The sequence below is a fragment of the Rhizobium sp. BK008 genome (assembly GCF_014197345.1).
GTDB lineage: Bacteria > Pseudomonadota > Alphaproteobacteria > Rhizobiales > Rhizobiaceae > Rhizobium > Rhizobium anhuiense.
On the sequence record NZ_JACIFK010000001.1, the window covers coordinates 47,706 to 74,665 of the forward strand.

Annotated in this window: 22 protein-coding genes; 13 read left to right on the forward strand and 9 right to left on the reverse strand. The window is 62.4% G+C overall.

The annotated features are described in order from the left end of the window. Positions 1-24: 24 nt before the first annotated feature. The gene (locus tag FHT69_RS00210; protein WP_183904748.1) at positions 25-561 is read left to right on the forward strand and encodes a hypothetical protein; all 537 of its coding nucleotides are present in this window, start codon (positions 25-27) and stop codon (positions 559-561) included. Here the strand turns inward: FHT69_RS00210 and FHT69_RS00215 are convergent. Further along, positions 558-1,325 carry a TIM barrel protein gene (locus tag FHT69_RS00215; RefSeq protein WP_047618597.1) on the reverse strand — a complete coding sequence of 256 codons (768 nt, stop codon included), beginning with the start codon at positions 1,323-1,325 and terminating at the stop codon, positions 558-560. The two genes, FHT69_RS00210 and FHT69_RS00215, sit on opposite strands and share 4 nt — an antisense overlap. Positions 1,326-1,467: 142 nt before the next feature. On the opposite strand from FHT69_RS00215, the gene FHT69_RS00220 reads away from it, so the two are divergent. Beyond that, the gene (locus FHT69_RS00220; protein WP_047618598.1) at positions 1,468-2,256 is read left to right on the forward strand and encodes an SDR family NAD(P)-dependent oxidoreductase; all 789 of its coding nucleotides are present in this window, start codon (positions 1,468-1,470) and stop codon (positions 2,254-2,256) included. A gap of 174 nt (positions 2,257-2,430) precedes the next feature. Beyond that, the gene (locus FHT69_RS00225; RefSeq protein WP_026188508.1) at positions 2,431-2,895 is read left to right on the forward strand and encodes an RrF2 family transcriptional regulator; all 465 of its coding nucleotides are present in this window, start codon (positions 2,431-2,433) and stop codon (positions 2,893-2,895) included. Here the strand turns inward: FHT69_RS00225 and FHT69_RS00230 are convergent, their stop codons facing one another. Next, complete coding sequence (locus FHT69_RS00230; RefSeq protein WP_047618600.1) at positions 2,896-4,023, reverse strand: monooxygenase; 1,128 nt, start codon at positions 4,021-4,023, stop codon at positions 2,896-2,898. A 164-nt stretch (positions 4,024-4,187) separates the two neighbouring features. On the opposite strand from FHT69_RS00230, the gene FHT69_RS00235 reads away from it, so the two are divergent. Continuing rightward, on the forward strand, positions 4,188-4,964 hold the full coding sequence (locus FHT69_RS00235) for a metallophosphoesterase family protein (RefSeq protein WP_174824506.1): 777 nt from the start codon (positions 4,188-4,190) through the stop codon (positions 4,962-4,964). Between the two features lie 36 nt (positions 4,965-5,000). Here FHT69_RS00235 and FHT69_RS00240 read toward each other — a convergent pair whose 3' ends face one another. The 3 genes from FHT69_RS00240 to FHT69_RS00250 form a co-directional block, all read right to left on the reverse strand. Continuing rightward, entirely contained in the window at positions 5,001-8,189 is a 3,189-nt protein-coding gene (locus FHT69_RS00240) for an efflux RND transporter permease subunit (protein WP_047618604.1), read from the reverse strand. After that, positions 8,186-9,361: an efflux RND transporter periplasmic adaptor subunit gene (locus FHT69_RS00245; RefSeq protein WP_048338375.1), complete on the reverse strand. Its 1,176-nt coding sequence runs from the start codon at positions 9,359-9,361 to the stop codon at positions 8,186-8,188. The genes FHT69_RS00240 and FHT69_RS00245 overlap by 4 nt, the downstream gene beginning before the upstream one ends. Positions 9,362-9,624: 263 nt before the next feature. Then, entirely contained in the window at positions 9,625-11,169 is a 1,545-nt protein-coding gene (locus FHT69_RS00250; protein ID WP_097595700.1) for a cation:proton antiporter, read from the reverse strand. Positions 11,170-11,416: 247 nt separating this feature from the next. On the opposite strand from FHT69_RS00250, the gene FHT69_RS00255 reads away from it, so the two are divergent. Genes FHT69_RS00255 through FHT69_RS00265 form a run of 3 tightly spaced genes read left to right on the forward strand, consistent with a single transcriptional unit; the run spans position 11,417 to position 14,631 of the window. Then, positions 11,417-11,881: a MarR family winged helix-turn-helix transcriptional regulator gene (locus tag FHT69_RS00255; protein WP_132573244.1), complete on the forward strand. Its 465-nt coding sequence runs from the start codon at positions 11,417-11,419 to the stop codon at positions 11,879-11,881. Continuing rightward, positions 11,874-13,097, forward strand: a complete 1,224-nt coding sequence (locus tag FHT69_RS00260) for an HlyD family secretion protein (protein WP_097544919.1) — start codon at positions 11,874-11,876, stop codon at positions 13,095-13,097. The genes FHT69_RS00255 and FHT69_RS00260 overlap by 8 nt, the downstream gene beginning before the upstream one ends. Then, the gene (locus FHT69_RS00265; protein WP_047618614.1) at positions 13,090-14,631 is read left to right on the forward strand and encodes a DHA2 family efflux MFS transporter permease subunit; all 1,542 of its coding nucleotides are present in this window, start codon (positions 13,090-13,092) and stop codon (positions 14,629-14,631) included. The genes FHT69_RS00260 and FHT69_RS00265 overlap by 8 nt, the downstream gene beginning before the upstream one ends. Here FHT69_RS00265 and FHT69_RS00270 read toward each other — a convergent pair whose 3' ends face one another. From FHT69_RS00270 to FHT69_RS00280, 3 genes are read right to left on the reverse strand one after another with little or no spacing between them, the layout of a single operon-like run. Next, positions 14,632-15,249, reverse strand: a complete 618-nt coding sequence (locus FHT69_RS00270) for a DNA-3-methyladenine glycosylase (RefSeq protein WP_047618616.1) — start codon at positions 15,247-15,249, stop codon at positions 14,632-14,634. A 30-nt stretch (positions 15,250-15,279) separates the two neighbouring features. Further along, positions 15,280-15,594, reverse strand: a complete 315-nt coding sequence (locus tag FHT69_RS00275; RefSeq protein ID WP_047618619.1) for a hypothetical protein — start codon at positions 15,592-15,594, stop codon at positions 15,280-15,282. Positions 15,595-15,633: 39 nt separating this feature from the next. Next, positions 15,634-16,542, reverse strand: coding sequence for a LysR family transcriptional regulator (locus FHT69_RS00280; protein ID WP_047618621.1), 909 nt, complete (start codon positions 16,540-16,542; stop codon positions 15,634-15,636). Between the two features lie 119 nt (positions 16,543-16,661). On the opposite strand from FHT69_RS00280, the gene FHT69_RS00285 reads away from it, so the two are divergent. Next, complete coding sequence (locus FHT69_RS00285; protein ID WP_047618623.1) at positions 16,662-17,405, forward strand: SDR family oxidoreductase; 744 nt, start codon at positions 16,662-16,664, stop codon at positions 17,403-17,405. A gap of 255 nt (positions 17,406-17,660) precedes the next feature. Here FHT69_RS00285 and FHT69_RS00290 read toward each other — a convergent pair whose 3' ends face one another. After that, positions 17,661-18,572 (reverse strand): LysR family transcriptional regulator, encoded by a 912-nt coding sequence (locus FHT69_RS00290; RefSeq protein WP_047618625.1) that lies wholly within the window; start codon positions 18,570-18,572, stop codon positions 17,661-17,663. 163 nt (positions 18,573-18,735) lie between these two features. Here FHT69_RS00290 and FHT69_RS00295 point away from each other — a divergent pair, with 163 nt between their 5' ends. From FHT69_RS00295 to FHT69_RS00315, 5 genes are all read left to right on the forward strand, one after another. Continuing rightward, positions 18,736-19,548, forward strand: a complete 813-nt coding sequence (locus FHT69_RS00295) for an alpha/beta hydrolase fold domain-containing protein (RefSeq protein ID WP_047618759.1) — start codon at positions 18,736-18,738, stop codon at positions 19,546-19,548. Between the two features lie 46 nt (positions 19,549-19,594). Next, positions 19,595-20,785, forward strand: coding sequence for an efflux RND transporter periplasmic adaptor subunit (locus FHT69_RS00300; protein WP_047618627.1), 1,191 nt, complete (start codon positions 19,595-19,597; stop codon positions 20,783-20,785). A 118-nt stretch (positions 20,786-20,903) separates the two neighbouring features. Beyond that, a complete protein-coding gene (locus FHT69_RS00305) occupies positions 20,904-24,104 on the forward strand; it encodes an efflux RND transporter permease subunit (protein ID WP_097595702.1) in 3,201 nt (1,066 codons plus the stop codon). A 160-nt stretch (positions 24,105-24,264) separates the two neighbouring features. Next, entirely contained in the window at positions 24,265-25,176 is a 912-nt protein-coding gene (locus tag FHT69_RS00310; protein ID WP_183904749.1) for an NAD(P)-dependent oxidoreductase, read from the forward strand. Beyond that, the gene (locus FHT69_RS00315; protein ID WP_047618635.1) at positions 25,173-26,957 is read left to right on the forward strand and encodes an IlvD/Edd family dehydratase; all 1,785 of its coding nucleotides are present in this window, start codon (positions 25,173-25,175) and stop codon (positions 26,955-26,957) included. The genes FHT69_RS00310 and FHT69_RS00315 overlap by 4 nt, the downstream gene beginning before the upstream one ends. The last annotated feature ends 3 nt before the right edge of the window (positions 26,958-26,960 follow it).

Genomic DNA, 26,960 nt, shown 5'->3' on the forward strand with positions numbered 1-26,960 from the left:
TGCACATAGGAAAGAACTGACCCGATGAGCCACCTCCCGCAGATCGACTACGATACCGCTTCGGAAGAGATTCGTGCGGCGCATGACGAAGAAATCAGGCTGCGCGGACGGATGACCAATATGAAGCGGACGCTCTTACATTCGCCCGCCGCCCATCGCATCTACGCCGAATGGTTCACGCTTCGGGCGGAACTCGATCCTGCTGTCAATGACCGGGCGATCTGGATCTTCTCGCATGCAATCTCGAAGGCGGCGCAATCGAAAATCGCCATCACCTTCTTTCGCCGGGCGCTGATCAACAATGGTTTCAATCCGGACGCGCTGGAGCTTTCCGAGGAGGAAGCGCTGCTCGACGCTTTCGGCAAGGCGATCGTTGCCGATTCCAACGCCATACCCGCCGAACTCTGGGCGAAGCTGAAACAGCGCTACGAGATCAAGGTGCTTGTCGATCTCGTCGCCTTCGCCGGCATCATGCTGGCGACCGCCGTCTTCAACAATGTCGTTGACGTCGATTTCGACCCCGAGCTTGAAGCTTTCGCCGAAGGCGCCAATTCCGCCTAACCGAGTGCGGCGATCGCGCCCCTGACGGCGTCCGCGCCGGGTCTGGTCGGCCGGTATTCCAGACCGACGGCGCCGTCGTAGCCGTTGGCGAAGATCCAGTCGAGGCGATGGGCAAGGTCGATTTCGCCAGAGCCCGGTTCGTTGCGGCCGGGGTGATCGGCGACATGGACGTGGATGATGCGATCGAGGCGGCCATCGAGCACGTCCTCGGTGCGCTCGTCCATCACGGCGGAGTGGTAGATGTCGTAGACGATGCCAATCTCGGGGCGGGCGACGTCATCGATGATGTCGAGGCCTTCGCGGGTCGAATCGAGGAAATAGCCGACATGGTCGATGCGGATGTTGAGCGGCTCGACGCCGAGGCGCACACCGCTGCCTGCAAGAATATCGGCGCCGGCCTTCAGTGTTTCAGTCAGCGCCCGGCGCTGTTCTTGCCGGCTCAGGGCCGGGAGATCGTCGCCCGCCTGGGCAATCAGCACCGGCGCGCCGAGACGCCTGGCGACAGTGACGGATTCGGCAAGGCCTTTCAGCCAAGCCTGCCGGTTGGCGGCGTCGGTCAACGCGATCATCGGTTCGGCGACGAGGCTGGTGACGGCAAGGCCGGTTTCCTTCAGTGTCGCCTCGATCGCGTCCAGATCCTTGTCGCTCCAGCGCCAGAATTCGATTGCCGTCAGGCCGGCAGCATGGGCGCGGCGGATGCGGTCGGGAAAGCGGTCGCCCTCTTCGGCAAACAGCCACTCTATGCAGGCTGAATAACGTGGCATGAAAACTCCTCCCATCCTGTTGGTGTAGGCATGCGACAGATCGCAGCCTCTCGCAAGAGGCGTTCGGGCGCTTGACGCCCGGGTTCATTGGCGGAACACTCAGCATATCAGGCCGGGATCTCCGGCCGTTGCGGAGGAAGACATGGATCTCGGATTGAAGGGAAAGACTGCCGTCATAACAGGCGCGTCGGTCGGTATCGGACTGGCGATCGCCGAGGGGCTGGCGGCTGAGGGCGCCAATCTCGTGCTGGCGGCCCGCGGCGGCGATCGGCTCAAGGCGGAAGCCGCCCGTATCGCCGAGAAGTACGGTGTCGACGCCATCGCTGTTGCCGCCGACGTGGCGACGGCTGGGGGAACCGAGGCGATCATTGCGGCGGCGGCCGAAAAAGGCGGGGCCGATATCCTCATCAACAATGCCGGCACCGGATCGAATGAGACGGTGATGGAGGCGCCGGACGAGAAGTGGCAAGCCTATTGGGACCTGCATGTGATGGCCGCCGTGCGGCTGGCGCGCGGCATCGCGCCGCAGATGAAGGAACGCGGCGGTGGTGTGATCCTGCACAACGCCTCGATCTGTGCCGTTCAGCCGCTGTGGTACGAACCGATCTACAATGTCAGCAAGTCGGCGCTGATGATGTTTTCGAAGACACTGTCGACCGAGCTCATCAAGGACAATATCCGTGTCAACTGCGTCAATGCCGGCCTTATCCTGACGCCCGACTGGATCAAGACCGCCAAGCAGTTGACGGCCGAAACCGGCGGCAACTGGGAAGGCTACCTGCAGAGCGTCGCCAACGAACACGCCGCCTCCAAACGCTTCGGCACGCCGGAGGAACTGGCGAATGTCTTCGTCTTCCTGAGTTCGGAGCGCGCGAGCTATTGCATCGGCTCGACCTATTTCGTCGATGGCGGCATGCTGAAGACGATTTGACGGCGGCCGCCGGCAGGGCTCGGCAAGTCGATCTTTCGCAAGACTGCCGGGCCGGCCTGTGGACGTTGCCGATACAAGCTATAAATAATAGCTATTTTGTTGTATGTTCACGCTTTTGACGCTATTTGCCTGCTATTGGCAGGATAAATACTGCGATTCTACAAGGCGACGACGATGCTGACGAAAAAGGGAAAATACGGGCTTAAGGCGCTGGTCGATCTGGCGCGGCTGGCGCCGGGCGAGACTGCCTTCATCAACGATATCGCGGCCCGCAACAATATCCCGAAGAAGTTCCTCGATACGATCCTGCTGGAACTGCGCAATGTCGGCATCCTGCGCTCGAAGAAGGGGCCGGGCGGCGGCTATTCGCTGTCGCGGCCGGCCTCGGAAATCCGCATCGGCCATGTCATCCGCACGCTCGACGGGCCCCTAGCACCGATTCGCTGCGCCAGCCGGACGGCGTACGAGGCCTGCGACGACTGCGCCGATCCTGAGACCTGTCAGGTGCGGCGCTCGATGACCGATGTTCGGGACGCGATCGCCGCCATTCTCGACAATATGACCCTCGAGCAATTCGTCGCCGACGGCGGCCGCATCGAAGGCGCTAAGGAACAGTTCCCGATCTCCGCCGCCAGCTGATTAGGCGCCACCGACCTTCGACATGTATTCGCCTGCGGTATGCACCAATCTATCCCGCGGCAGCGAAAGCGCGTGAATGCGGGCATTCCGCCAATGGCGGTCGAGATTGAGCCCGATGCCTGCTGATGTTCCCCCTGCAAGTTCGAACAGCGCGTTTGCGGTGTCGAGCGCCGTTTCCCCGGCAAGGACCGCGGCCGCCGAGGCGGAGAAATGCGCGTCCGCCATCGCTGCCTCGACAGGATTGACCTGGGCGATGTCGAGCTTGCGGCCAGCCCGTTCCAAGGCCGCCGCTGTCGCTTCCATGCGGATGGCGCGTTCGCCGATCCGGGGAAGAACCGTCGTGCTGCGATCGCCGATCGCGGTCATCAGGTCGCTCCATGCGGCTCGCGCGATGCCGAGGCCGACGCCGGCCTTGAGCAGCAGGCCGAGCGAGATGCCGGTCGAATGTCCGGACGAGGGGGCAGGCGCAACCGCATCGGCATTGACATGAAGCGTGCCGACGATCGCCGTCGCCGATCCATTGGTGCGTTGGCCGAAGCCGTCCCAATCGTCGACCACCTGCACGCCTTCGTCATCGCGTGCGAGGTAGAGCGTCACCGGGCGGCTGGGCGGAGCGGTGGCGGCTGCGGCGATCCAGTCGGCGAACAGAATACCGGGCACTTGGCGCGTGCGCCCGCTGAGGCGATAGCCCGGGCCTTCGGCCGTAAGCTCGGCCTCGTCAGTAAAGGCGGCGCCGGCGAAGCGGTCGCCGAGCAGCACACGGGCAAACAGCGATGCCTTCAAATCCTCGCCGGCCTGGGTACGGAGCGTTTCCAGTGCGCAAAAATGATTTTCCAACGCCTCGCCGATCGAGGCGTCGCCCTCGGCGATGATCGCAACGATTTCGGCGAGCAGGGCGTTCGACACGTCGAGTCCTTCATGGTCAGGCGGTACGGCGATTGCCGTCAGCCCCGATACCGACAGCGCATCGAGCTCGGCAAAGGGCAGGATGCGGTTGATATCGCGTTCGCTCGCCTGGTGCCGGAATGCGGCAGCGAGGTCGCGGGCGGCGGATATCGCCTCCTCTTCGCTTTCGATGCGATGCGCGGGAGGCCTCAAGCTCTCATGAAACTGCGATACCGTTCCCATCGGTCACTCTTTCCTCGACGGATACAGGAGTGAGGGATTAGCCCTCGAATGATAAGACCGGTTTTTCTACAAAACCCGAATGGTTTGAATTTTCTTACCAGCTTGATTGCCCTGTTCTCCACGCTACTTACGGTGAAGTGGGGCTTCCTTGATTGAGAAACATGATGAGCGACTCTCGTGCTCGCAACAGCGAGGTTTCGAAAATGGCGCGCCAGCCGAGACCGCGTCTGACGCTGGATATTGCCGCTATCCCAACCTATGCGATCGGCGACATTCACGGCCGGTACGATCTGCTTGTGAAAGCCGAGGAAGCGATCCTGCGTGATGGCGCGCGGCTGCCCGGGCGCAAGCTGATCGTCACGCTCGGCGACTATATCGACCGAGGCCCGGAATCGGCACAGGTTATCGGCCATCTCATGGAGCCACCACCTGATGGATTCGACCGCATCTGCCTTGCCGGCAATCACGAAATCGCCATGCTCGACTATATCGACGGCTGGATCTCCTATGACGATTGGATGCAGATGGGGTCGGCGGAGCTGCTCAAATCCTATGGGCTCGATCCGGACCACCTGCCCCTGGTCTTCCCCACCGGCGCAAAACTCGATGCCTTCATCCGCCAGTCGTTGCCGCGTACGCATATCGATTTCATGCGGGCGATGCCTGTCCTGCTGGAAACCCCAAGCGTGATTTTCGTGCATGCCGGCATCAATCCGAAACTGCCGCTCGACAGGCAGACGGACGAGGATCTGGTCCTCATCCGCCAGCGATTTCTCGAAAGCCGGGTGCCGTTACCGAAACTCATCGTTCACGGCCATACGCCGAACGACAAACCCGATATACGGCCGAGGCGGCTCAATATCGATACGCGCGCTTATCGCAGCGGCAAACTCACCGTCGCGCGCCTGTGGCAGGGCCAGGTGCATCTGTTTTCGACCTAACTTGCGCGCGTGTTTCTTCAGAGCCGGGTGGGTCGCTCAGACGACCCCTTCCTCGACCGGTTCCGTCTTTGCCGGTTCTACCGTAGCCGGCCGGTTGCGGCGCCAGCCGCGCAGCACGACGTAGAAGACCGGCGTCAGGAACAGACCGAAGATCGTCACACCGAGCATGCCCGAGAAGACGGCGGTGCCGAGCGACTGGCGCATTTCGGCGCCGGGGCCGGTGGCGATGGCAAGCGGCAGAACACCGAAGATGAAGGCGAATGCCGTCATCAGGATCGGGCGCAGGCGAAGATGGCTGGCCTCGATGGCCGCTTCCACCGGCGACTTGCCTTCCTCTTCCGCCTGCCTGGCGAACTCGACGATCAGAATGGCGTTTTTGGCCGCAAGACCGATCAGGACGATCAGGCCGATCTGCGTCAGGACATTGTTGTCCATGCCCCGCAGCGAGACCCCGATCAGCGCCGCGAGCACCGCAAGCGGGACGATGAGAATGATCGCGAGCGGCAGAACCCAGCTTTCATATTGGGCCGCCAGCGCCAGGAAGACGAAGACGACGGAGAGGGCGAAGATGTAGATGGCCGTGTTGCCGGTGTGGGTCTCCTGATAGGCGAGTTCCGTCCATTCGAAGGTCGTGCCCTGCGGCAGGATCTTCGCCGCCAGCGCTTCCATCTTGGCGATGGCATCGCCGGTCGACGTGCCCGGCGTCGGATTGCCCTGAAGCGGCACCGAGACGTACATGTTGTAGCGCTGGACAAGCGCCGGGCCGCTGGCATCCTGAATGTCCATCAGGGTTCCAAGCGGAACCAGCGCGCCGGTCGCCGATCGAACCTTCAGGGCGAGAATGTCTTCCCTGTCCATGCGATATTGCCGGTCGGCCTGGGCGCGGACCTGGTAGACGCGGCCGAACGCATTGAAATCGTTGACGTAGGCGACGCCGAGATTGATGGAAAGCGCGTTGAAGATATTCGGGATCGGCACGTTCAGGAAGCGTGCCTTGTCGCGGTCGAGCGCCAGGAAGTATTGCGGGCTTGCATCGGAGAATGTCGTAAAGACGCCCGTCAGCCCTTCGGTCGTCGCCGCCGCACCCATCATCTGGCGGGCGAGGCCGAGCACGCGCGTCATGTCGGCGTTTTCGAGATCTGATATCTGCATCTTGAAGCCGCCGGAATTGCCGACGCCACGCACGGATGGCGGCGGGATGGCAATGATGAAGGCTTCCTGGATGCTTTGCAGCTTGCCGTAAAGCTCGCCGATGATCTTATTGGCGTTCTCTCCGCCTTCTTCACGTTCGGCAAAGGATTTGAACGGAACGAAGACGACGCCGGCATTCGAAGCATTGGTGAATGTCGCCCCGCTGAAGCCGGCAAATTGCACGGCGTTGCCGACGCCGGGCACGGTGCGGGCGATATCGCCCACCTGTCTGACGACGGCATCGGTACGCGCAAGCGAGGCGCCGTCCGGAAGCTGGATGACGATGATCGCGTAACCCTGGTCCATGGTCGGGATGAAGCCGGCGGGAACTTTCGTTCCCATGTACCAGGTGGCCCCGAGCAGGCAGACGAAGGCGGCCATCGCGGCTGTCAATCCCACCCAACTGCTGACCAGATGCCGAACGGTCCATGAATAGCCGGAGCTCAGCCGATCGAATCCACGATTGAAGCCGTTTGCAAGTCCTCTTCCCAGGCGCGTGGCGACGTTCGTGCGCCTGGTTTCGTGGTCATGGGTTTTCAGCAATATGCCTGCAAGGGCGGGCGACAGCGTCAGCGAATTCAATGCGGAAATTGCCGTGGTGACAGCGATCGTCACCGCGAACTGCCGGTAGAACTGGCCTGAGATGCCGGGAATGAAGGCGGTCGGCACGAATACGGCAATCAGCACCAGCGAGATGGCGACGACGGCAGTTCCGACTTCGTCCATCGTGACGTGGGATGCCTGTTTCGGCGTCATGCCGCGGGCGAGATTGCGCTCGACATTTTCCACCACCACGATCGCGTCGTCGACGACGATCCCGATCGCCAGCACGAGGCCGAACAGGGTGAGCATGTTGAGCGAGAAGCCGAAGGCCAGCAGGACGGCGAAGGTGCCGATCAGCGATACAGGGATGGCAATGATCGGAATGATCGCCGTTCGCCAGGATTGCAGGAAGACGAGAACGACAATCGCCACCAGGATGGCCGCCTCGGCGATGGTTCTATAGACCTCGGTGATCGAATCCGAGATGAATTCGGTCGTGTCGTAGACGATGCGATATTCCAGGCCCTGCGGGAAATTCTGCGAGAGGTCCTTCATGATCGACTGGACCTGATGGGCGGTGTCCAGGGCATTGGTTCCCGGCCGGGCGAAGATGCCAAGAGCAACGGCCGGGTCATTGTTGAGATAGCTGTTGGTGACGTAATCCTGCGCGCCGAGTTCGATACGGGCGACATCCTGCAACTGCACGAGCCGGCCCGATGTCGTCGATTTCACGATGACATATCGGAACTCGCGCACATCGGAGAAGCGTCCATCCGTTCGCACCGTATATTCGAACGCATTCTTGCCGGTCACCGGCGGGGCACCGATCTTGCCTCCGGACACCTGCACGTTCTGGTCTCTCAGCGCGGCGACGACGTCATCGGATGTCATCCCGTAGGCGGAGAGCTTTTCCGGATCCAGCCAGATTCGCATCGAATACTGGCGTTCGCCGAAGAGCTGCACGTCGCCGACGCCGTCAAGGCGAACGAGAACGTCACGGATGCGGTTGCGGGCGTAGTTCGAGACATAAAGCTGGTCATAGCGGTGCGACGGCGACAGCAGATGCACCACCATCATCAGATCGGGCGAGCTTTTGTCAGTGGTCACCCCAAGCCGCTGGACTTCCTCGGGAAGACGGGGCAGGGCGATGGAAACGCGGTTCTGAACGAGCACCTGCACCTTGTCGAGATCGGTGCCGAGCTTGAAGGTGATCGTCAGCGACATGGCGCCGTCGGCGCTGGAATACGAGGACATGTAAAGCATGTCTTCGACGCCATTGATCTGCTGTTCGAGCGGGGTCGACACGGTATCGGCGATCGTCTGCGGATCGGCACCCGGATATGACGTGCGCACGACGATGGTCGGCGGCGCTATCTCCGGATACTGGGATACCGGCAATTGCGTATAGGCAATGCCGCCGACGACCAGAAGAACGATCGAGATGACGGCCGCAAAGATCGGCCGGTCCACGAAAAAATGAGCAAATCTCATTGTCCGTTCTCCGCGCCGGCGGTTTCGGGCGCAGTGTCCTGCCGCTCCTTGGGCAGTTCGGTCATCTGAGGTGTGATCTTGGTACCCGGCCGGGCGCGGATCAGGCCGTTGACGATGATCGTCTCGGTCCCGTCAAGGCCTTCGCGTATGACGCGGTAGCCATAGAGCCGGGGTCCGGGTCTCACCGGCTTGGTCGAAACCGTGCCGTCCTCGGCGACGACATAGACGACGCGCTCATTCTGGTCGGAGCCGATTGCCTCGTCGGGAACGAGAATGGCCTGGTAGGTGTTGGAGGCTTCGACCTGTATGCGGCCGAAGAGGCCGGGCTGAAGGACGAGATCGGGGTTGGGGAAGCGGGCCCGCAGACGAATGGTGCCACTCTCATTGTCGACCCGGTTTTCGGCGAAATCGAGCTTTCCCTTGAATGGTTTTGCATTGGGATCCGAGATCGTGACGGAGACATCCAGACCGCCGCCGCCCTGTTGGAGATCCTTGCCGAGCTTGCGCGCCGTGTCGGCGAAATTCAACAGGCGGCGCTCGTCGACGTCGAAATAGAAATCGATCGGATCGAGCGAAACGATTGTTGTCAGCACGGTCTGGTCGGTCTGCACGAGGTTGCCGGCCGAAATCAGCCGGCGATCGATGCGGCCGCTGAGCGGCGCCTTGATCTCGGTATATTCCATGTCGAGAGAAGCGCGATCGGCTGCGGCCTGCGCGCCGCGGACATTGGCCTCGGCCGAATCGAATTCGCGGCGGCGATCATCCAGCGTCTGCGCCGACTGGCTGCCGCTCGAAGCAAGCGATTGCGTGCGCTTATATTGCGCATCGGCAAAGACCAAGGCGGATTGCGCCGATTCGAGTGCGGCCTTTGCCTGATTGAGCGCGGTGACGAACGGCCTCTGGTCGATGACGAAGAGCAGGTCGCCCTGCTTGACCAAGGCGCCGTCCTGGAAATGGATTTCCTGCAGGTACCCACCGACGCGCGAGCGAACGGAGACTTCGTCGACCGGCTCGAAGCGGCCGATGAATTCGTCGCTGTCGACGACATCGCGCACAACAGGCTTGGCGACGGTGACGGGCGGGGGCGGCGGGGCGCTCTGAGCCAGCGCGGCCAAAGGCATGAATGCGGCGATAGAGCCAAACACCAGCATCTGTCGAAGCGCGTAGGTCATACCAGTCCTCCAATCTTGGCGGCCGATTAACTAGCCGCCAACCTCAAGATGAAGTGATGCTGTTCAGGTCTTGCTGCTTTGAACGAAGGCCTCTGCCCCCGGGAATTTCTCCGGCGTCCGATCCCTTGGAAAGGAAGGCCGGCAGGCAATGTCGATCAGAAAAATCGTAACCCTATGGAATTGGACTATAAACGGCAGCGGCGAAAAATTGCAAATGCCAATTGGTTACGATTTTCGAATCCATCAAAACTTCACAGAGCGCGTCAGCTCTCCACAATCTCGTCTCTGCCCGGCGGCAGGGCGCCGAGTTCGGCCCAGTCGAGTTCCTGTTCCAGCATGTGAAAGACATCGTCGTCGATCTCGCCGGCGCGGCGCATTGCCGCCAGTCTGCGGCGTTTCGCAACGATGACATTGCGGCGCTGCTTGTCGAGCCGGCTGACCTCGCGCGGGTGTTTCCCGTCCACGGCGATCTCGCGCTCGGAGGTGTACACGTCGCGCAGGATGCGGGTGGATTTGTCTTCGCCGCCGGCGAGTTCGGCAAGTGCTGCATCGATCAACGTGACACGGGCTCTGGCGAGGTCGCGGTCCAGGGAGGTGTCCGGTTCGAATTTCAGGAAACGGATCAGCGGCCCGAGCGTCAGGCCCTGGACGATGAGCGTGCCGAGAACGACGGCGAGCGCGCTGAGCAGGATGATGTCGCGATCGGGGAAGTCGATCGGCAGGGCGAGCGCGGTGGCCAGCGTGACGAGGCCGCGCATGCCGCACCAACCGGCAAGCAGGCTCGTCGCGAAGGTGGGAACGGCCTGTTTCGTGCGCCCGCGCGCGGCAAGAAAGTTGATGACGCGGTTATAAAACAGCACCCAGGCCAGCCGGACGAGAATGACCGTGACGAAGACCATGGTGGCGAAGGTGATCGCGAAATCCAGGCGGCCGGGATCGAGGTCGAGGACGATCTGACGGGCCTGCAGGCCCATCAGCAGGAAGGCCAGCACATTGAGCAGAAAGACCGCGGCCTCCCAGACCGAATAGGAATGGATGCGGTGGCGGGCCGTCTGCCGCTCGGGCATGTAGCGGGCGATGACCATCGCGTAGACGACGATCGCCAGTATTGCCGAAAAGTGTAGCCGCTCGGCGATGATCCACGTGCCAAAAGTGGCGACGAATTCAAGCAGGGTGCCGCCGAGCGTGCCGGCGAGCCTCAGGCCGACGACCATGTAGAGACGGCCCATGAGGTAACCGAGGATGAGGCCGCCCGGCACGGCGAGCGCCAATTCCGTCAGGGCACCGGCGAAGAAGGCGGGGCTCGCGGCGGCTGCCACCGCGGCGCTGAAGATCAGGAGCGCGACGGCGTCGTTCAGAAGGCTTTCGCCCTTCAGGATCACATAGGTCTGGCGCGGCAGGGTGAAGCGGTCGAGCATGGCGGTCGCCGCCGCCGCATCCGGCGGCGCGACGATGGCGCCGAGTGCGACGGCCGCGGCAAGCGGCAGGCCGGCGATCGTCACGCTGACGGTGGCGACGGCGGCGGCCGTCAAAATCACGGCGATGGCGGCGAGCGAGAGGAGCGGCAGCCAGTTGTGTCTCAACGTCCTCGGCGGCAGATCATAGGCGGCGTCGAAAAGCACGGGCGCGACCAGCAGCGCCAATGCAAGCTCGGGATCGATTGCGACCTCAGGCGCCCAAGGCACGGTGGCGACGATGACGCCGGCGATCGCCAGCATTGTCGGATAAGGGATCCGGAACTTCCTGGAGAATTGCAGAAAGACGATCGCCACCAGCAGCAGCGTCAGCATGCTTTCGAAGAACGCCATCGAGCTCCCCAATGCGGCGCCTCCGGCGGAGGCGACGACTACAGGCAGAATTAGGGCGGAGCTGGGCCGCGGCTACCGTCTGGCGTCTGCAACCGGCGAAAGGAAGAACTGCAGGGCAAGCCTGAGCCGGCCTGCGGCATTTTCGCCGCTGCTTCCGAATCTGGCATCCCAGCTCTTGTGTGGCGTACATGCTCAATATATCTACCGATATCATAAGTATGCTTATAAATAATGATCGCAGGTTTTCATGAACGCCACTCCGACCCTTGGTTTCCTTCTCCACGACGTCGCACGGCTGCTGCGCAAGCGGTTCGAGCAGCGCGCGAAGTGCCTTGGGCTGACCCGGTCGCAATGGCAGACGCTTGCCTATCTCTCGAACAATGAAGGCATCCATCAAGGTGGCCTTGCCGAAATCCTCGAAGTCGAGCCGATCACACTGGTGCGCATTCTCGACAAGCTCGCCGAACGCGGGCTGATCGAGCGCCGCCAGCACCCGACCGACCGGCGCATCTGGCTGCTCTACATGCGCGACGAGGCGCACCCGCTGCTCGCCGAAATGCGCGAGCTCGGCGACACCACCCGCGCAGAAGCGTTGGAAGGCGTCTCAGTCGAGCAGCGCGAGCAGCTTTTCCACATCCTATCCGTAATGAAGACGAACCTGGTTCAGGCATGCCGGAGCCCGGTTGACGAGAACGAGACGAACGATGGCTGATCAATCCCCCCTCCGCGTCGTTGCCGACGCCAATGCCAAGACTCCTGTCGAAGAAACGGAAGCGAAACAGCAGGAAACGGTAGCCGAAGCGCCTTCATCCAATTCAGCGCCGGCTGCCGCCGTGGCTGCGCCTGGCGGCAATAAGGTCCGCCGCCGGCGCAGTCTCACGCGGCCGATCCTGTTCGCCCTGCTGCCGGCGGCGCTCGTCGTCGGCGGCTATTATTATGTCAATGGCGGCCAGGTGATGTCGACCGACAACGCCTATATCCAGGCCGATATGGTCGGACTCACCACCGATGTCTCGGGCATCGTCGATCAGATAAACGTGCATGAGAACGAGGCGGTCAAGGCAGGGCAGGTGCTCTTCAGCCTGCGGTCGGATGCTTTCAAGATTGCGCTCGATGGCGCCAAGGCGCAGCTCGGCGCGCAGCGCAACCAGATCATGAATCTCAAGGCCAGCTATCAGCAGTCGCTTGCCGAGATCACGCAGGCGCAAGCCGATCTGCCCTACTATCGGGATCAGTTCGATCGGCAGCAAAACCTCGTCAACAACGGTAGCGCGACCCAGTCGGCCTATGACGAAGCCAAGCACAATCTGGAAGCCGCTGAGCAGAAGGTTGCCGTCGCCAAGGCGGAGGCCGCAACGACCCTCGCCCAGCTCGGCGGCTCCGCCGATCAGCCGGTCGAGGAGAATCCGCTCTACCTGCAAGCCAAGTCGAATGTCGACAATGCCCAGCGTGAACTCGACCACAGCGTCGTCAAGGCGCCGTTCGACGGCATTGTCACCAATGTCAACGCGCTGCAGGTCGGTTCCTATCTGCAGGCGTCGCAGCAGGCCTTCTCGCTTGTTGCCACCGATCACCTTTGGATCGCCGCCAGCCCGAAGGAAACCGAGCTCACTTACGTCAAGCCCGGCCAGACGGCCGAGATCTACGTCGACACCTATCCCGGCGTGAGATGGAAGGGCAAGGTCGAGAGCATCAGCCCGGCCTCCGGCTCCAGCTTTTCGCTGCTGCCGGCGCAGAATACCACGGGCAACTGGGTGAAGGTCGTGCAGCGCATTCCGATGCGCGTCAGCATCCAGGAAACCGAAGGCAAGCCGCCGCTCCGCGTCGGCATGAGCACGGTGGTCGATGTCGAGACCGGCCATGTCCGCGGCCTGCCTGATTTCGTCAACAAGCTTCTGGGCCGGCCTCAGGGCGGGGATCATGAGTAGCGCTTCTGCATCTGCGGCGACGCCGGTTGCCAATCGCGGTGCGATCACGGCCTGCGTCATTCTCGCCGTCATCATGCAGGCGCTGGACACGACGATCGCCAACGTGGCGCTGCCCTATATCCAGGGAAGCGTGTCGGCCTCCGCCGACCAGATCAACTGGGTCTTGACCTCCTATATCGTCGCGGCGGCGATCATGACGCCGCCATCGGGCTTCCTCGCCGCCAAGTTCGGCCGCAAGCGCGTGCTGCTCGTCGCCATCGCCGGCTTCGTGGTTGCTTCGGTGCTCTGCGGCCTGGCGCAATCGCTGAACCAGATCGTTGCCTTCCGCCTGCTGCAGGGCCTGTTCGGCGCATCGCTGGTGCCGCTTTCCCAGGGCATCCTTCTCGATATCTATACGGTGGAGGAGCGCGGCTCGGCCATGGCGCTTTTCGGCGTCTCGGTCATGGTCGGACCGGTCCTCGGCCCAGTCATCGGCGGCTGGCTGACCGACAATATCAGCTGGCGCTGGGTGTTCTACATCAACGTGCCGATCGGCGCGCTTGCTTTCGCCGGTATCGTCATCTTCGTTTCGGAAACGAAGAGGGATGCGCTCGCCAAACTCGATTGGTTCGGCTTCGGGATGATGAGCCTGTTCATCGCCGCGCTGCAGCTCTTCCTCGACCGCGGCGAGCAGCTCGACTGGTTCTCCTCGGGCGAGATCATGCTCGAAGCGATCGTCTGCGCCGCCGCATTCTATTTGCTTCTGGTGCACACGCTGACGGCAGAAAAATCCTTCGTCAATCCGAAGCTGTTTCTCGACCAGAACTTCACGGTCAGCATGATCTTCATCTTCGTGGTTGGCGTCACCTACCTCGCATCACTGGCGCTGATGACCCCCTATCTGCAGACGCTGATGGGTTATCCCGTCATCACCGCCGGCATCGTCATGGGGCCGCGCGGGCTCGGCACTATGCTCTGCATGTTCATTGTCGGGCGGCTGATCGGCAAGGTCGATACGCGCTTGCTGCTGGTGCTCGGTCTCGGCCTAACCGCCTGGGCGATGTACGACATGACCGGCTGGACGCCCGATGTTTCGCAATGGACGATCGTCTCGGTCGGCTTCATCCAGGGCGCCGGCCTGGGCTTTCTCTTCGTGCCGCTGACGACCATCGCTTTCGCGACGCTGCCGGCCCATATGCGCGGCGACGGCACCGGCCTCTACAATCTGTCGCGCAACATTGGTTCGGCGGTCGGCATCTCGATCGTCTCGGCCCTGATCGTCGAGAACACGCAGAGCAACCATGAATCGATCGCGGCCTATGTGACGCCGTTCAACCATGCCTTCAACGCTGTGGCGGCGCAGGGCCTCAGCCCGGTAACGGCGGCGGGGCGTGCTTCGCTCAACGAGATCATCACGCTGCAGTCGACGATCATCGCCTATATGGACGATTTCAAGCTACTGATGCTGATGTCGCTTGCGGTCATCCCGCTGGTGCTCTTGCTACGCAAGCCGAAGGCGGCGCCCGCCGTCGACCACAGCGCAGTCATGGAATAGTCAGCGAAACGGCTTGCTGAGATAACGCGATCCCTGAATGCCGAAGCGCCACGGAACTTCGGCATTCTTCGTAATGCCGATGCGTTTTCCCGAAACTATAGGCACCGGCGCGGAGGGCGTGAGTGTGTAGGGCGGGCGGTCGAGCAGTCTGTCATTGATCTCGATATCGATGCCGAGCGCCTGACAGAGCTTGCCGGGGCCGCTGCAGAGCGACGTCAGCGCATCGGTGCCGCGTCGCTCCATCATCACGGGGATTCCGGTTTCCGGCTCCAGGGCGCGGATGAGGGCCGCCGAGCCCGGATGGCAGACGAAGTTCAGGCACCAGTACATGCCGTAGATGCGGTAGATATAGACATTGCCCGGCTTGCCGTACATGGCGCCGTTGCGCTTGGTCGGGCCGCGGAAGCTGTGCGAGGCCTCGTCATCGGGGAAATAGGCTTCGGTCTCGGTGATGCGTCCGCCGACGCCATTCACGGTCAGATGGCAGCCGAGCAGGTCGCGGGAGACGGCGATCGCATCGCGCTCGAAAAATGCCCTGAGGCTTTCGCCGGCGAGCGTGCCGGCGCCGATCGCGCCTGATATCGTTCCACCATCGGTCATATCAGACGCAGATAACATCCAGTGTGGCTGCCGTCATCCCAAAAGGCATCAGTGGCCGGCATTCGGATCGCGCATCGGGATCGACGACGATGTGACCGAGACCGGGTCACTCGCCGGGAAGGAATCTTCCAGACCCTCCTCCAGCTCTTCTTCGAGCAAGGCGGGATCCTTGCTGCGCGCGCCGTCGCTATGGGCCGGTTCGATGGCTGCTGCGAGCAGGGTCTTGGCGCGCATGACGGCGTTTTCCGAGGTCAGCTCAGGCGTGCTCCGCAGCGTCACGGCAATGCTGTCTTCGCCTTCGCCGCCGAATTCGACGACGAAACCGTCTTCCGTCTGGTAGACGGTGATATCGTAGAGTGCCATGGCCGTTCTCCGAGGGCGCGCATATTAGCAGGGCGCATTTTAGTGAAGCGCGTTTTCGGAATTTTGTCGAGCGAAGACCTTCACCAGCCAGTCGATGAAGACGCGCACGCGCGGTGAAAGCTGGCGGTTGCGAGGGTAGAGCAGGGAAACCGGCGTCGGGGTCAGTGGAAAATCCTTGAGCACGTGGATCAGCGCTCCCTCGGCAAGGTCCTTTTCGGCGTGATAGCGCGGGATCTGGATCATGCCGAGGCCCATCCTCGCCGCTGAAATATAGCTTTCAGCGGCGTTGACGGCGACGGTGGCGGGAATGGTGATCTCACGCACCGTGCCGTCGACGATGAATTCGAGCGGCAACAGGCTGCCGGTGCTGCTGGACCGGAAGCCGACCATGCGGTGGCCGGCAAGCCGATCCGGGTGCTGCGGCAGGCCATGGGTGGCGATATAATGGGGAGAGGCGAGCGTGATCTCATCCAGCATGGCGACGCGCCGGGCGACCATGTCGCTATCGCCCAACGTGCCGACGCGCAGCACGCAATCGATGCCTTCGCGCACCAGATCGACCAGCCGGTCGCCCTCGCTCATGTAGAATTCGATCTCTGGATAAGTCTCGAGAAAGGACGGCAGGCTCGGCAGCAGGAAATGGCGGGCAAGCGTGCCGTGCACATCGACGCGCAGCAGGCCCTTCGGTTTGGCGCCGGCAAAAGCGCCTTCGGCATCCTCGATATCGGCAAGAATCGACAGGCAGCGCTGGTAATAGGCTTCGCCATCGAGCGTCGCACTGACATGACGTGTCGTGCGCTGGAGCAGGCGCACGCCGAGGCGGGCTTCGAGCTGCTTTACCGCATCGGTAACGGTCGAGCGCGGCAGGCCGGTGTCTTCGGCGGCAAGCGTGAAGCTGCGACGTTCTACGACACGGCAAAACACGCGCATGGCATCGAATCTGTCCATCTATTTGTTCGTTATTCCCGGATAGTTATGGCGAAGAATGCACGATTATCCGCTTTTGGGAAAGGCGCATCTTGTCCTCATCGAAAACGCGCTGCGGCGCAGGATGAAGGAGAAGGACAATGGCTTCCAACGAAAACGGCAAGGTTGCACTCATCACCGGTGCTTCCCGCGGCATCGGCGCAGCAGTCGCTCGACGCCTCGCCAGGGACGGTTTCACCGTCGTCATCAATTATTCCGGCAATGCGGCTCCGGCCGAGGAACTGGCCCGGGAGATCGAGCAGGCCGGCGGCAAAGCGCTGACGGCGAAAGCCGATGTCAGCGAGGCGCAGGCCGTCCGCCGCATGTTCGATGCTGCGGAAACCGCCTTCGGCGGGGTCGACGTGCTCGTCAACAATGCCGGCATCATGATGCTCGCGTCGCTTGCCGAGGCTGACGATGCCAATTTCGACCGCCAGATCGCCGTCAATCTCAAGGGTACCTTCAATACGCTCAGGGAAGCGGCCAAGCGCCTGCGCAACGGCGGCCGGGTCATCAACTTCTCGACCTCGGTCGTCGGTCTGAAGCTCGAAACCTACGGTGTCTACGCCGCCACCAAGGCCGCCGTCGAAACACTGACGGCGATCATGGCCAAGGAGATGCGCGGCCGCAACATCACCGTCAACGCCATCGCGCCCGGCCCTGTGGCCACGGATCTTTTCCTCAGCGGCAAGTCGGACGAACTCATCGCCCGCATGGCGAAGATGAACCCGCTGGAACGTCTCGGCACACCCGAAGACATTGCATCTGCGGTTGCCTTTCTCGCCGGCCCGGACGGCGGCTGGATCAACGGCCAGACGCTGCGCGCCAATGGCGGGATGATCTGACGACAGACCGGCGGCCGCTTCCAGACCGCCGTCATCGCAATTATGTGAACGTGATTGCGGAATTTTTCCTTACAATCCTGCGGAGAGTGCGTATATCTGTTTTATCGCGAGAGAGTGGAATTCCCTGCCGCTCTCTTCCGAACCTCCGGAGCCTGCCGCGCCCATCTGCGGTGCGACAGGCTTGATGTTCAAAGTTGTAAATTGCGGCCCGTCGAAGGTTTTCCCCTGCCTTCCGGGCCGTATTTGTACTGGCGCTTAGACGTCGTTCAGTCTCGCCTCTCCCAGAAGCTTCACCAGCCAGTCGACGAAGACCCGCACCTTGTTGCTGAGATGGCGGTTCGGGGGATAGACGACGTAGAGCGGCAGCGCATCGCGGCGCCAATCCGGCAGCACGCGCACGAGCTCGCCCTTCGCAATCGGCTCGCGCGCCATGAAGATCGGCACCTGCGCGATGCCGAGACCCGTCAATGCAGCTGTCAGATAGGTGCGGCTATCGTTGACCGAGGCGATGTAACGCGGACTGGTCTCGATCACCTCCTCGCGCCGGCGAAATTCGAAGGGCAGCGTTCGGTTGTTTTGGGCGCGGAAATAGTTGACGGAGTAGTGGTCAGACTCCAGATCCTCCGGCCGCTCGGGCATGCCGAATTTCTGGATATAGCTCGGCGAAGCACAGGTGATCATCTCGACTTCGGAAACGCGCCGGGCAATCAGCGACTGGTCGGCCGGCGTGCCGGCGCGCAGCGCGCAGTCGACATTTTCCGCGAGATAATCGACCGTGCGATCGCCGACACCGAGGTCGATACGGATATCGGGATAACGCTGATAAAAATCGCAGAGTGCGGGAACGACGATCCAATCGGCGAAAGCGCCGGCCATCTCGACGCGCAGCCGCCCGCTCGGCAAGCTCTGCGAATTGGAGAGGCTGCCGTCGAGTTCCTCCAGCTCCGAAATAATCTGGGCGGCGCGTTCGTAATAAAGAGCGCCATCCGTGGTGACCATGACCCGGCGCGTCGTACGATTCAGAAGCTTGGTGCGCAAATGCGCCTCCAGGCCCTGGATGAGATTGGTCACTGTTGCCTTGGGCATGGCGAGCATGTCGGCGGCGCGGGTGAAATTGCCCGTCTCCACGACGCGAATGAAGACGCGCATTGCCGAGAGTTGATCCATCGGTTTCAAATCCGCAGTTTGCGTTGCACCATTGTTCGAGATCTGGAACAGTGTTATCGCGATATAGCTTCTTATTCCTTGGTTGGAATAACAATATCTTTTTTATGGAAAATGCAAGCGGCAGCTGTTGTCTGCCTGCGGCCGACGCAAAGAGACCGGAAGCATGACGGTGGAATGGAAAGATATGTTGCTGGATAAGGTGGCCATCGGCCCCGTTTCCGCACGCATCTACCAGGGCGCCGATTACGGCAAGGGGCCGCCGATCGTGCTTTACCTGCATGGCGGCGCCTTTCTCGACAGCGAGAAGAACGTCGACCGGCCGGTGGCGATGAGTCTGGCCAAGGCCGGCGCCATCATCGTCGCCGCCGACTACAGCAGCCTGTCCGGCAATCTGTTTCCGCAGGCGCTCGAAGTCTCTTTCTCGGTTTTCACTTATCTCGCCAACAAACGCGCCGGTCTTGGCGACCGCAAGTCGCTGCTCTTCGTTGCCGGCGAAGAGGCAGGCGGCAATGTCGCTGCCGGTGTGGCGCTGAAGGCGCGCGACCAGATGCCGGATGCGCTCGACGGCCAGGTGCTGATTTCGCCGCTGCTCGATCCCTTTATGGGTACGTCGTCGATCCGCAAGGCCGAGGCCATCGGCATGCGCCAGCGCTGGACGGAGGGCTGGAGCCATTATTTGAGCGGCGGCGGTTGCCACCCTTATGCGGCGCCGTGCCTCTGTTCGCGTATTTCTGGCGTCGCGCCGGCGCTGATATTCACCGCGGAGGATGATCCTCTGCACGACGAAACAATTGGTTACGGTGCCCGCCTGAAACAGGCCGGCGTCGGTGTGCGCCAGCATGTTCTTCCCGCCGGGACGGGCTGGCCCTCGATTTATGGTGGGAAATCCGACGGAGCGCCCGACTGGCAGGAAAACGTCAGCCGCCATTTCGGAAGCTTCCTTCGGGACGTAAGCGTCCAACCGCAATTGCATTGAAGAAGACCTGATATTTCGGCGGCCTGGGGCCGCAAGGAGAGTACTCATGACGTCCAGAAGTAAGCGCTGGGCCCTGTTGGGCGCCGGCATAGGCCTTGTTGCGTCCGTTTCCGGGGCCGCATTGTTTTTCGAATTGCCGATGAGCACGACCGCCACGGCTGCTTCCGCCCCCGCGCAGGCTCCCGCTGTGCCGGTGACGGTTGCCGTCGTTGCGGCGCGCGACGTGACGGCCTGGGAGAATTTCTCCGGCCGTCTCGAAGCGGTCGACCGGGTGCAGGTGCGCTCCCGTGTTGCCGGCGCCATCCTGTCGGTGGCTTTCCGTGAAGGGGCGCTGGTCAAGCAGGGCGACCTGCTCTTCACCATCGACCCGGCCCCCTACCAAGCGAGCGTGGCGCAGGCGCAAGGTCAGGTCGCTTCGGCCGAAGCCAAGGTCAGCCTGGCACAGACCGAACTCGACCGCGGCCGCAGGCTTTCCGACAATCGCACCATCTCCCAGAGCGATCTCGATCAGCGCCAGAGTTCACTGGCCGAGGCCCAGGCGGGGCTGCGTTCGGCGCAGGCCGCCCTGCAGTCGGCCCAGCTCGATCTCGATTACACCGAGGTGCGGGCTCCGGTTTCCGGCCGCATCGGCAAGATCGAGGTGACCGCTGGTAACCTCGTCGCGGCCGGTTCGACCTCGCCGGCGTTGACGACGCTCGTTTCCGTCGATCCGATCTATGCGAGCTTCAATGCCAGCGAAGAGATGGTGACGCGCGCGCTTGCCCAGCTTCCGCAGACGGACAGCGCCCTGCCTGCCGTCGAAGAGATCCCGGTCGAGGTCGGCACGCTGACCGACAGCGGTACCCCGATCAAGGGCAAGCTGCAGCTGATCGACAACGAGGTGGATGCATCAAGCGGCACGATCGGCGTGCGGGCCGTCTTCGACAATCCGGGCGGACGCCTCATCCCCGGCCAGTTCGTGCGGGTGCGCATGGGCCAGCCGAAGGCCGAGAACAAGATCGTCATCAGCGACCGTGCCGTCGGCACGGACCAGGACAAGAAGTTCGTCTTCGTCGTCGATGGCGAGAACAAGGTCGCCTATCGGCAGGTCCAGCTCGGCACGCTGGCTGACGGCCAGCGGGTCGTCGAAAGCGGCCTGAACGTCGGCGAAAAGATCGTCGTCAACGGTCTGCAGCGCATCCGTCCCGGCGCCGTCGTCGCACCTCAGATGGAAGAGAAGGTCGCGACCGCGCAGTAAAGACTTTGCCTTCCCCTCCGGGGGAAGGCCAACACCCGAAATGATATGACCCGCCGGCGGCTCCCAAACCGCCGGAGAGGGACGTTGCATCCATGTTCACCCCGGAGAGGGCTTTGATATGAACATCTCCAGATTCTTTGTCGACCGCCCGGTCTTTGCCGGCGTTCTTTCGGTCCTCATCCTGGTTGCCGGCCTGATCGGCCTGCGCGCGCTGCCGATTTCCGAATATCCGGAGGTCGTGCCGCCGTCGATCGTCGTGCGCGCCACCTACCCCGGCGCCAATCCGTCCGTCATCGCGGAAACAGTGGCAACGCCGCTCGAAGAGCAGATCAACGGCGTCGAGGGCATGCTCTACATGTCCAGCCAGGCGACATCGGACGGCGTGCTCAACGTGACCGTCACCTTCAAGCTTGGCACCGACGCGGACAAGGCGCAGCAGCTCGTGCAGAACCGCGTCAGCCAAGCCGAACCGCGGCTGCCGTCGGAAGTTCGTGCCCTCGGCATCACCACGGTCAAGAGCTCGCCTGACTTCATCATGGTCGTCAACCTCGTCTCTGACGGCGACAATCACGACATTACCTATCTTCGCAATTACGCGACGCTGAATATCAAGGATCGGCTCGCCCGTATCGCAGGCGTCGGTCAGGTGCAGGTCTTCGGCGCCGGCGACTATTCCATGCGGGTCTGGATCGATCCGCAGAAGGCAGCCGAGCATGATCTCGCCGCCAGCGACATCAGCAACGCCATCAGCTCCCAGAACGTTCAGGCCGCCGCCGGCATCATCGGCGCTTCGCCGAGCCAGCCGGGTGTGGACCTGCAGCTGAATGTGAATGCCCAGGGCCGTCTGCGCACGCCCGAGGAGTTCGGCAGCATCATCGTCAAGACGGGCGCCAATGGCGAGATCACCCGCCTTCGCGATGTCGCCCGCATCGAGCTCGGTGCTGCGGACTATACGTTGCGTTCGCTGCTTGACGGCAAGCCGGCCGTTGCCGTTGCCGTCCTTCAGGCGCCTGGTTCGAACGCGATCGAGATTGCGGACAATGTGCGCGCCACCATGGACCAGCTGCAGCTCGCCATGCCCCAGGGCGTCAAATACGAGATCGTCTACGATACGACGAAGTTCGTACGCGCCTCGATCGAGAAGGTCATCGACACGCTGCTCGAAGCCATTGCGCTCGTCGTCCTCGTCGTCATCCTGTTCCTGCAGACGTGGCGCGCCTCGATCATTCCGCTGATCGCGGTTCCGGTATCGATCATCGGTACCTTCGCGGTCATGTATGTCTTCGGCTTCTCGATCAACGCGCTCAGTCTGTTCGGGCTGGTGCTTGCGATCGGTATCGTTGTCGACGACGCGATCGTGGTGGTGGAAAACGTCGAGCGCAATATCGAACATGGCCTATCGCCACGGGCTGCGACCTACAAGGCGATGAAGGAAGTCTCCGGTCCGATCGTTGCGATCGCGCTGGTCCTCGTCGCCGTCTTCGTCCCGCTCGCCTTCATCTCCGGACTGTCGGGACAGTTCTATCGCCAGTTCGCGCTGACGATCGCCATCTCGACCGTCATCTCGGCCTTCAACTCGCTGACGCTCTCTCCGGCGCTGGCCGCTCTTCTCCTGAAGGGCCATGATCAGCCGAAGGACTGGCTGACGCGGTTCATGGACGCCATCTTCGGCTGGTTTTTCCGCGGCTTCAACCGTGTCTTCGGCGCGGGTTCGAATGCCTACGGCAAGGGCGTGGGTGGGCTCTTGTCGCGCAAAAGCATCGTCATGGTGATCTATCTGGCGCTGGTTGGTGCGACCTACAGCATGTTCAGCACGGTCCCCGGCGGCTTCGTGCCGTCTCAGGACAAGCAGTATCTGATCGGCTTCGCCCAGTTGCCGGATGCTGCAAGCCTCGACCGCACGGAAGACGTCATCAAGCGCATGACCGATATCGCGCTGGCGGAGCCGGGCGTTGCCAATGCGATCGCCTTCCCGGGGCTGTCGATCAACGGCTTCACCAACTCCTCGAATGCCGGCATCGTCTTCGTGACGCTGAAGGACTTCGAAGAGCGCAAGACGCCGGATCTCTCGGGCGGCGCAATCGCTATGGCGCTGAACCAGAAATTCGGCGCCATCCAGGATGCCTTCATCGCCATGTTCCCGCCGCCGCCGGTCAATGGTCTCGGCACGACAGGCGGCTTCAAGCTGCAGATCGAGGATCGTGCCGGCCTCGGCAACCAGGCGCTCGACGAGGCCACGAAGGCAGTGCTTGCAAAGGCCTACCAGACGCCTGAACTCGCGGGGCTGTTCTCCAGCTTCCAGATCAATGTGCCGCAGCTCTATGCCGATCTCGACCGCGCCAAGGCCGAGCAGCTCGGGGTTTCCGTCACCGACGTCTTCCAGACGCTGCAGATTTATCTCGGTTCGCTTTATGTGAACGATTTCAATGCCTTCGGCCGCACCTACAGCGTCCGTGTGCAGGCCGATGCGAAATTCCGCGCCCAGCCGGAAGACATCGGCCAGTTGAAGGTCCGTTCGGCATCGGGCGAGATGATCCCGCTTTCGGCGCTGCTGAAGGTGGAGCCAAGCACTGGTCCGGAGCGTGCGAACCGCTACAACGGCTTCCTCGCTGCCGATATCAACGGCGGTCCGGCACCGGGCTTCTCGTCCGGCCAGGCGCAGGCGGCAATCGAGAAGATCCTTCACGAGACCCTGCCGGCGGGCATCGACTTCGAATGGACGGATCTGACCTATCAGCAGATCCTTGCCGGCAATTCGAGCATTGTCGTCTTCCCCCTGGCTCTGCTGCTCGTCTTCCTCGTGCTGGCCGCCCAGTATGAAAGCCTGACGCTGCCGCTTGCGATCATCATGATCGTGCCGATGGGCGTTCTGGCCGCACTGACGGGCGTCTGGCTCACGGGTGGAGACAACAACATCTTCACTCAGATCGGTCTTGTCGTCCTTGTCGGCCTATCGGCGAAGAACGCGATCCTGATCGTGGAATTCGCCCGCGAACTGGAGTTCGAGGGAAGGACACCGCGGGAGGCCGCGATCGAGGCCAGCCGCCTTCGCCTTCGCCCGATCCTAATGACCTCGCTCGCCTTCATCATGGGCGTCGTGCCGCTCGTCGTCTCCACAGGCGCCGGCTCGGAAATGCGCGCCGCCATGGGGGTCGCGGTTTTCTCGGGTATGATCGGCGTGACCTTCTTCGGCATCTTCATGACGCCGGTTTTCTACGTGTTGCTGCGGCGGCTGACGGGCAACCGTCCGCTCGTCCAGCACAAGCCGGACGAACACAAGGAAGAAGAGGCGGAGGTTATCCGGCTCGCGGCGGAATAAACGGAATTCAACCTTCCTTTGTCGAGTAAATCGGGCGGGAACTTCGGTTCTCGCCCGTATCGTTTGGGGCGTTCGATAAAAATGCGCTACGTCCGTCAAAACGGTTTGCATCGCCGAACGAGGGGACTATCAAAGATGGACAACGGTTTGGGAGGACTGAATGACGAGTTCGACAAAAGGTCATGACGGCAGGCGGATCGCCTTTCTCGGCACCGGCCTGATGGGGGCGCCCATGGCTCGCCGGCTGCTTGCCGGAGGCTTTGCCGTCATCGTCTGGAATCGCGATTCCAGCAAGGCCGAGGCGCTTGCGGAAGACGGCGCGGTTTGCGTGAAAACACCGGCGGATGCCGTTTCCGGCGCCGACGTCGTCATCACCATGCTGACCAACGCCGGGGCGGTGGAGGACGTGTTGTTCGACCGGGGCGCGGCCGATGCGATGGCGCCGGGCACCGCCGTCATCGACATGAGTTCGATTGCCCCGCATTTCGCCCGCGATCATTCGGCGAGGCTTGCCGAACGCGGCATCCAGCATGTCGATGCGCCGGTATCCGGCGGTGTCGTCGGGGCGGAAGCCGGTACGCTCGCGATCATGGCGGGCGGCGACAAGGACGTGATCGACGGACTTGCGGATGTCTTTGCGCCGATGGGGCGGGTAACCCGCGTCGGTCCGAGCGGGGCGGGCCAGCTCGCCAAGCTCGCCAACCAGCAGATCGTTGCCGTGACGATCGGCGCCGTCGCCGAAGCGATGTTGCTGATCGAGGCGGGCGGCGGCTCGCCGGCGGCCTTCCGAGACGCCATTCGCGGCGGCTTTGCCGAGAGCCGCATCCTGGAACTCCACGGCAAGCGCATGGTCGAGCGGCAGTTTACTCCAGGCGGTTCGTCCAGCAACCAGCTGAAGGATCTGAACGCCGCCATGGCGACGGCCAAGACCCTGTCGCTGACGCTGCCGTTGACGGCGGCGGTGCATGCCGAATTCAGCGAATTCGTCGCCAACGGCAATGGCGAAAAGGATCACAGCGGCCTGCTTCTCCATCTCGAAGAGAAGAACGGCCGGCCGGGAGGAAAGCAGTGACGGACAGCCATTCGCCGCAGCGGCGCCTGCGCTCGCAGGATTGGTTCGACAATCCCGATCATATCGACATGGCGGCGCTCTATCTCGAGCGTTTCATGAATTACGGCATCACGCCGGAAGAGCTGCGCTCCGGCAAGCCGATCATCGGGATTGCCCAGAGCGGCAGCGATCTCACGCCTTGCAACAGGGTGCATGTCGAACTTGCCAAACGCGTGCGCGACGGCATCCGCGACGCCGGTGGCATTCCAATCGAGTTTCCGACGCATCCGATCTTCGAGAATTGCAAGCGCCCGACGGCCGCACTCGACCGCAACCTCGCCTATCTCGGTCTCGTCGAGATCCTCTACGGCTATCCGCTCGACGGCGTTGTGCTGACCACCGGCTGCGACAAGACCACACCTTCGGCGATCATGGCGGCTTCGACGGTCGATATTCCGGCGATCGTGCTCTCCGGCGGCCCGATGCTCGACGGCTGGCATGAAGGGGAACTGGCCGGCTCCGGCACGGTGATCTGGCGGATGCGGCGAAAATATGCGGCAGGTGAGATCGACCGGGAAGAATTCCTGCAGGCCGCACTCGATTCGGCTCCCTCCGTCGGCCATTGCAATACGATGGGCACCGCTTCGACGATGAATGCATTGGCCGAAGCGCTCGGTCTTTCGCTGACAGGCTGCGGCGCCATTCCGGCCGCCTACCGTGAGCGCGGCCAGATGGCCTACCGCACCGGGCGGCGCGCCGTCGAGATCGTGTTCGAGGATCTGAAGCCGTCGGACATCCTGACGCGCGAGGCTTTCCTCAATGCGATCCGCACCAATTCGGCGATCGGCGGCTCGACCAACGCGCAGCCGCATCTGGCTGCGATGGCCAAGCACGCCGGCGTCGAACTCCATCCGGACGACTGGCAGGTGCACGGCTTCGATATCCCGCTGCTGGCCAATGTCCAGCCGGCCGGCGTCTATCTTGGCGAGCGCTATCATCGCGCCGGCGGCACGCCGGCGATCATGTGGGAACTGCTGCAAGTGGGGAAACTCGATGGTAACTGTCGCACGGTGACCGGCAGGACGATGGCCGAGAACCTGGAGGGCAGGCAAGCGCGCGACCGCGAAGTCATCAAGCCATTCGCCGAGCCGCTGAAGGAGCGGGCGGGCTTCCTCGTTCTCAAGGGCAATCTCTTCGATTTCGCCATCATGAAGATGAGCGTCGTCTCAGAGGATTTCCGCCGGCGCTATCTTCAGGAACCCGGGCACGAAGGCGTCTTTGAGGGCAGGGCGGTGGTCTTCGACGGTTCCGAGGACTATCACAAGCGCATCAATGAACCCGAACTCGGCATCGACGAGAATACCATCCTCGTCATCCGCGGCGCCGGGCCGATCGGCTGGCCGGGTTCGGCTGAGGTCGTCAACATGCAGCCACCGGATCACCTCCTAAAGCGTGGTATCCGCAGCCTGCCGACGATCGGCGACGGTCGCCAATCGGGCACGGCGGACAGTCCCTCGATCCTCAACGCCTCGCCGGAAAGTGCGGCCGGCGGCGGCCTCGCCTGGCTTCGTAGCGGCGACATCATCCGCATCGACTTCAACGAGGGGCGCTGCGACATGCTGGTCGATGACGCCGAGATCGAACGGCGCAAAGGTGAGGGTATTCCGCCGGTACCGGCGGATGCGACGCCGTGGCAGCAGATCTACCGTCGAACGGTCACGCAATTGTCGGACGGCGCGGTGCTGGAGGGGGCGACGGAATTCCGCCGGATCGCGAAAAACCCGCCGCGGCACAACCATTGATCT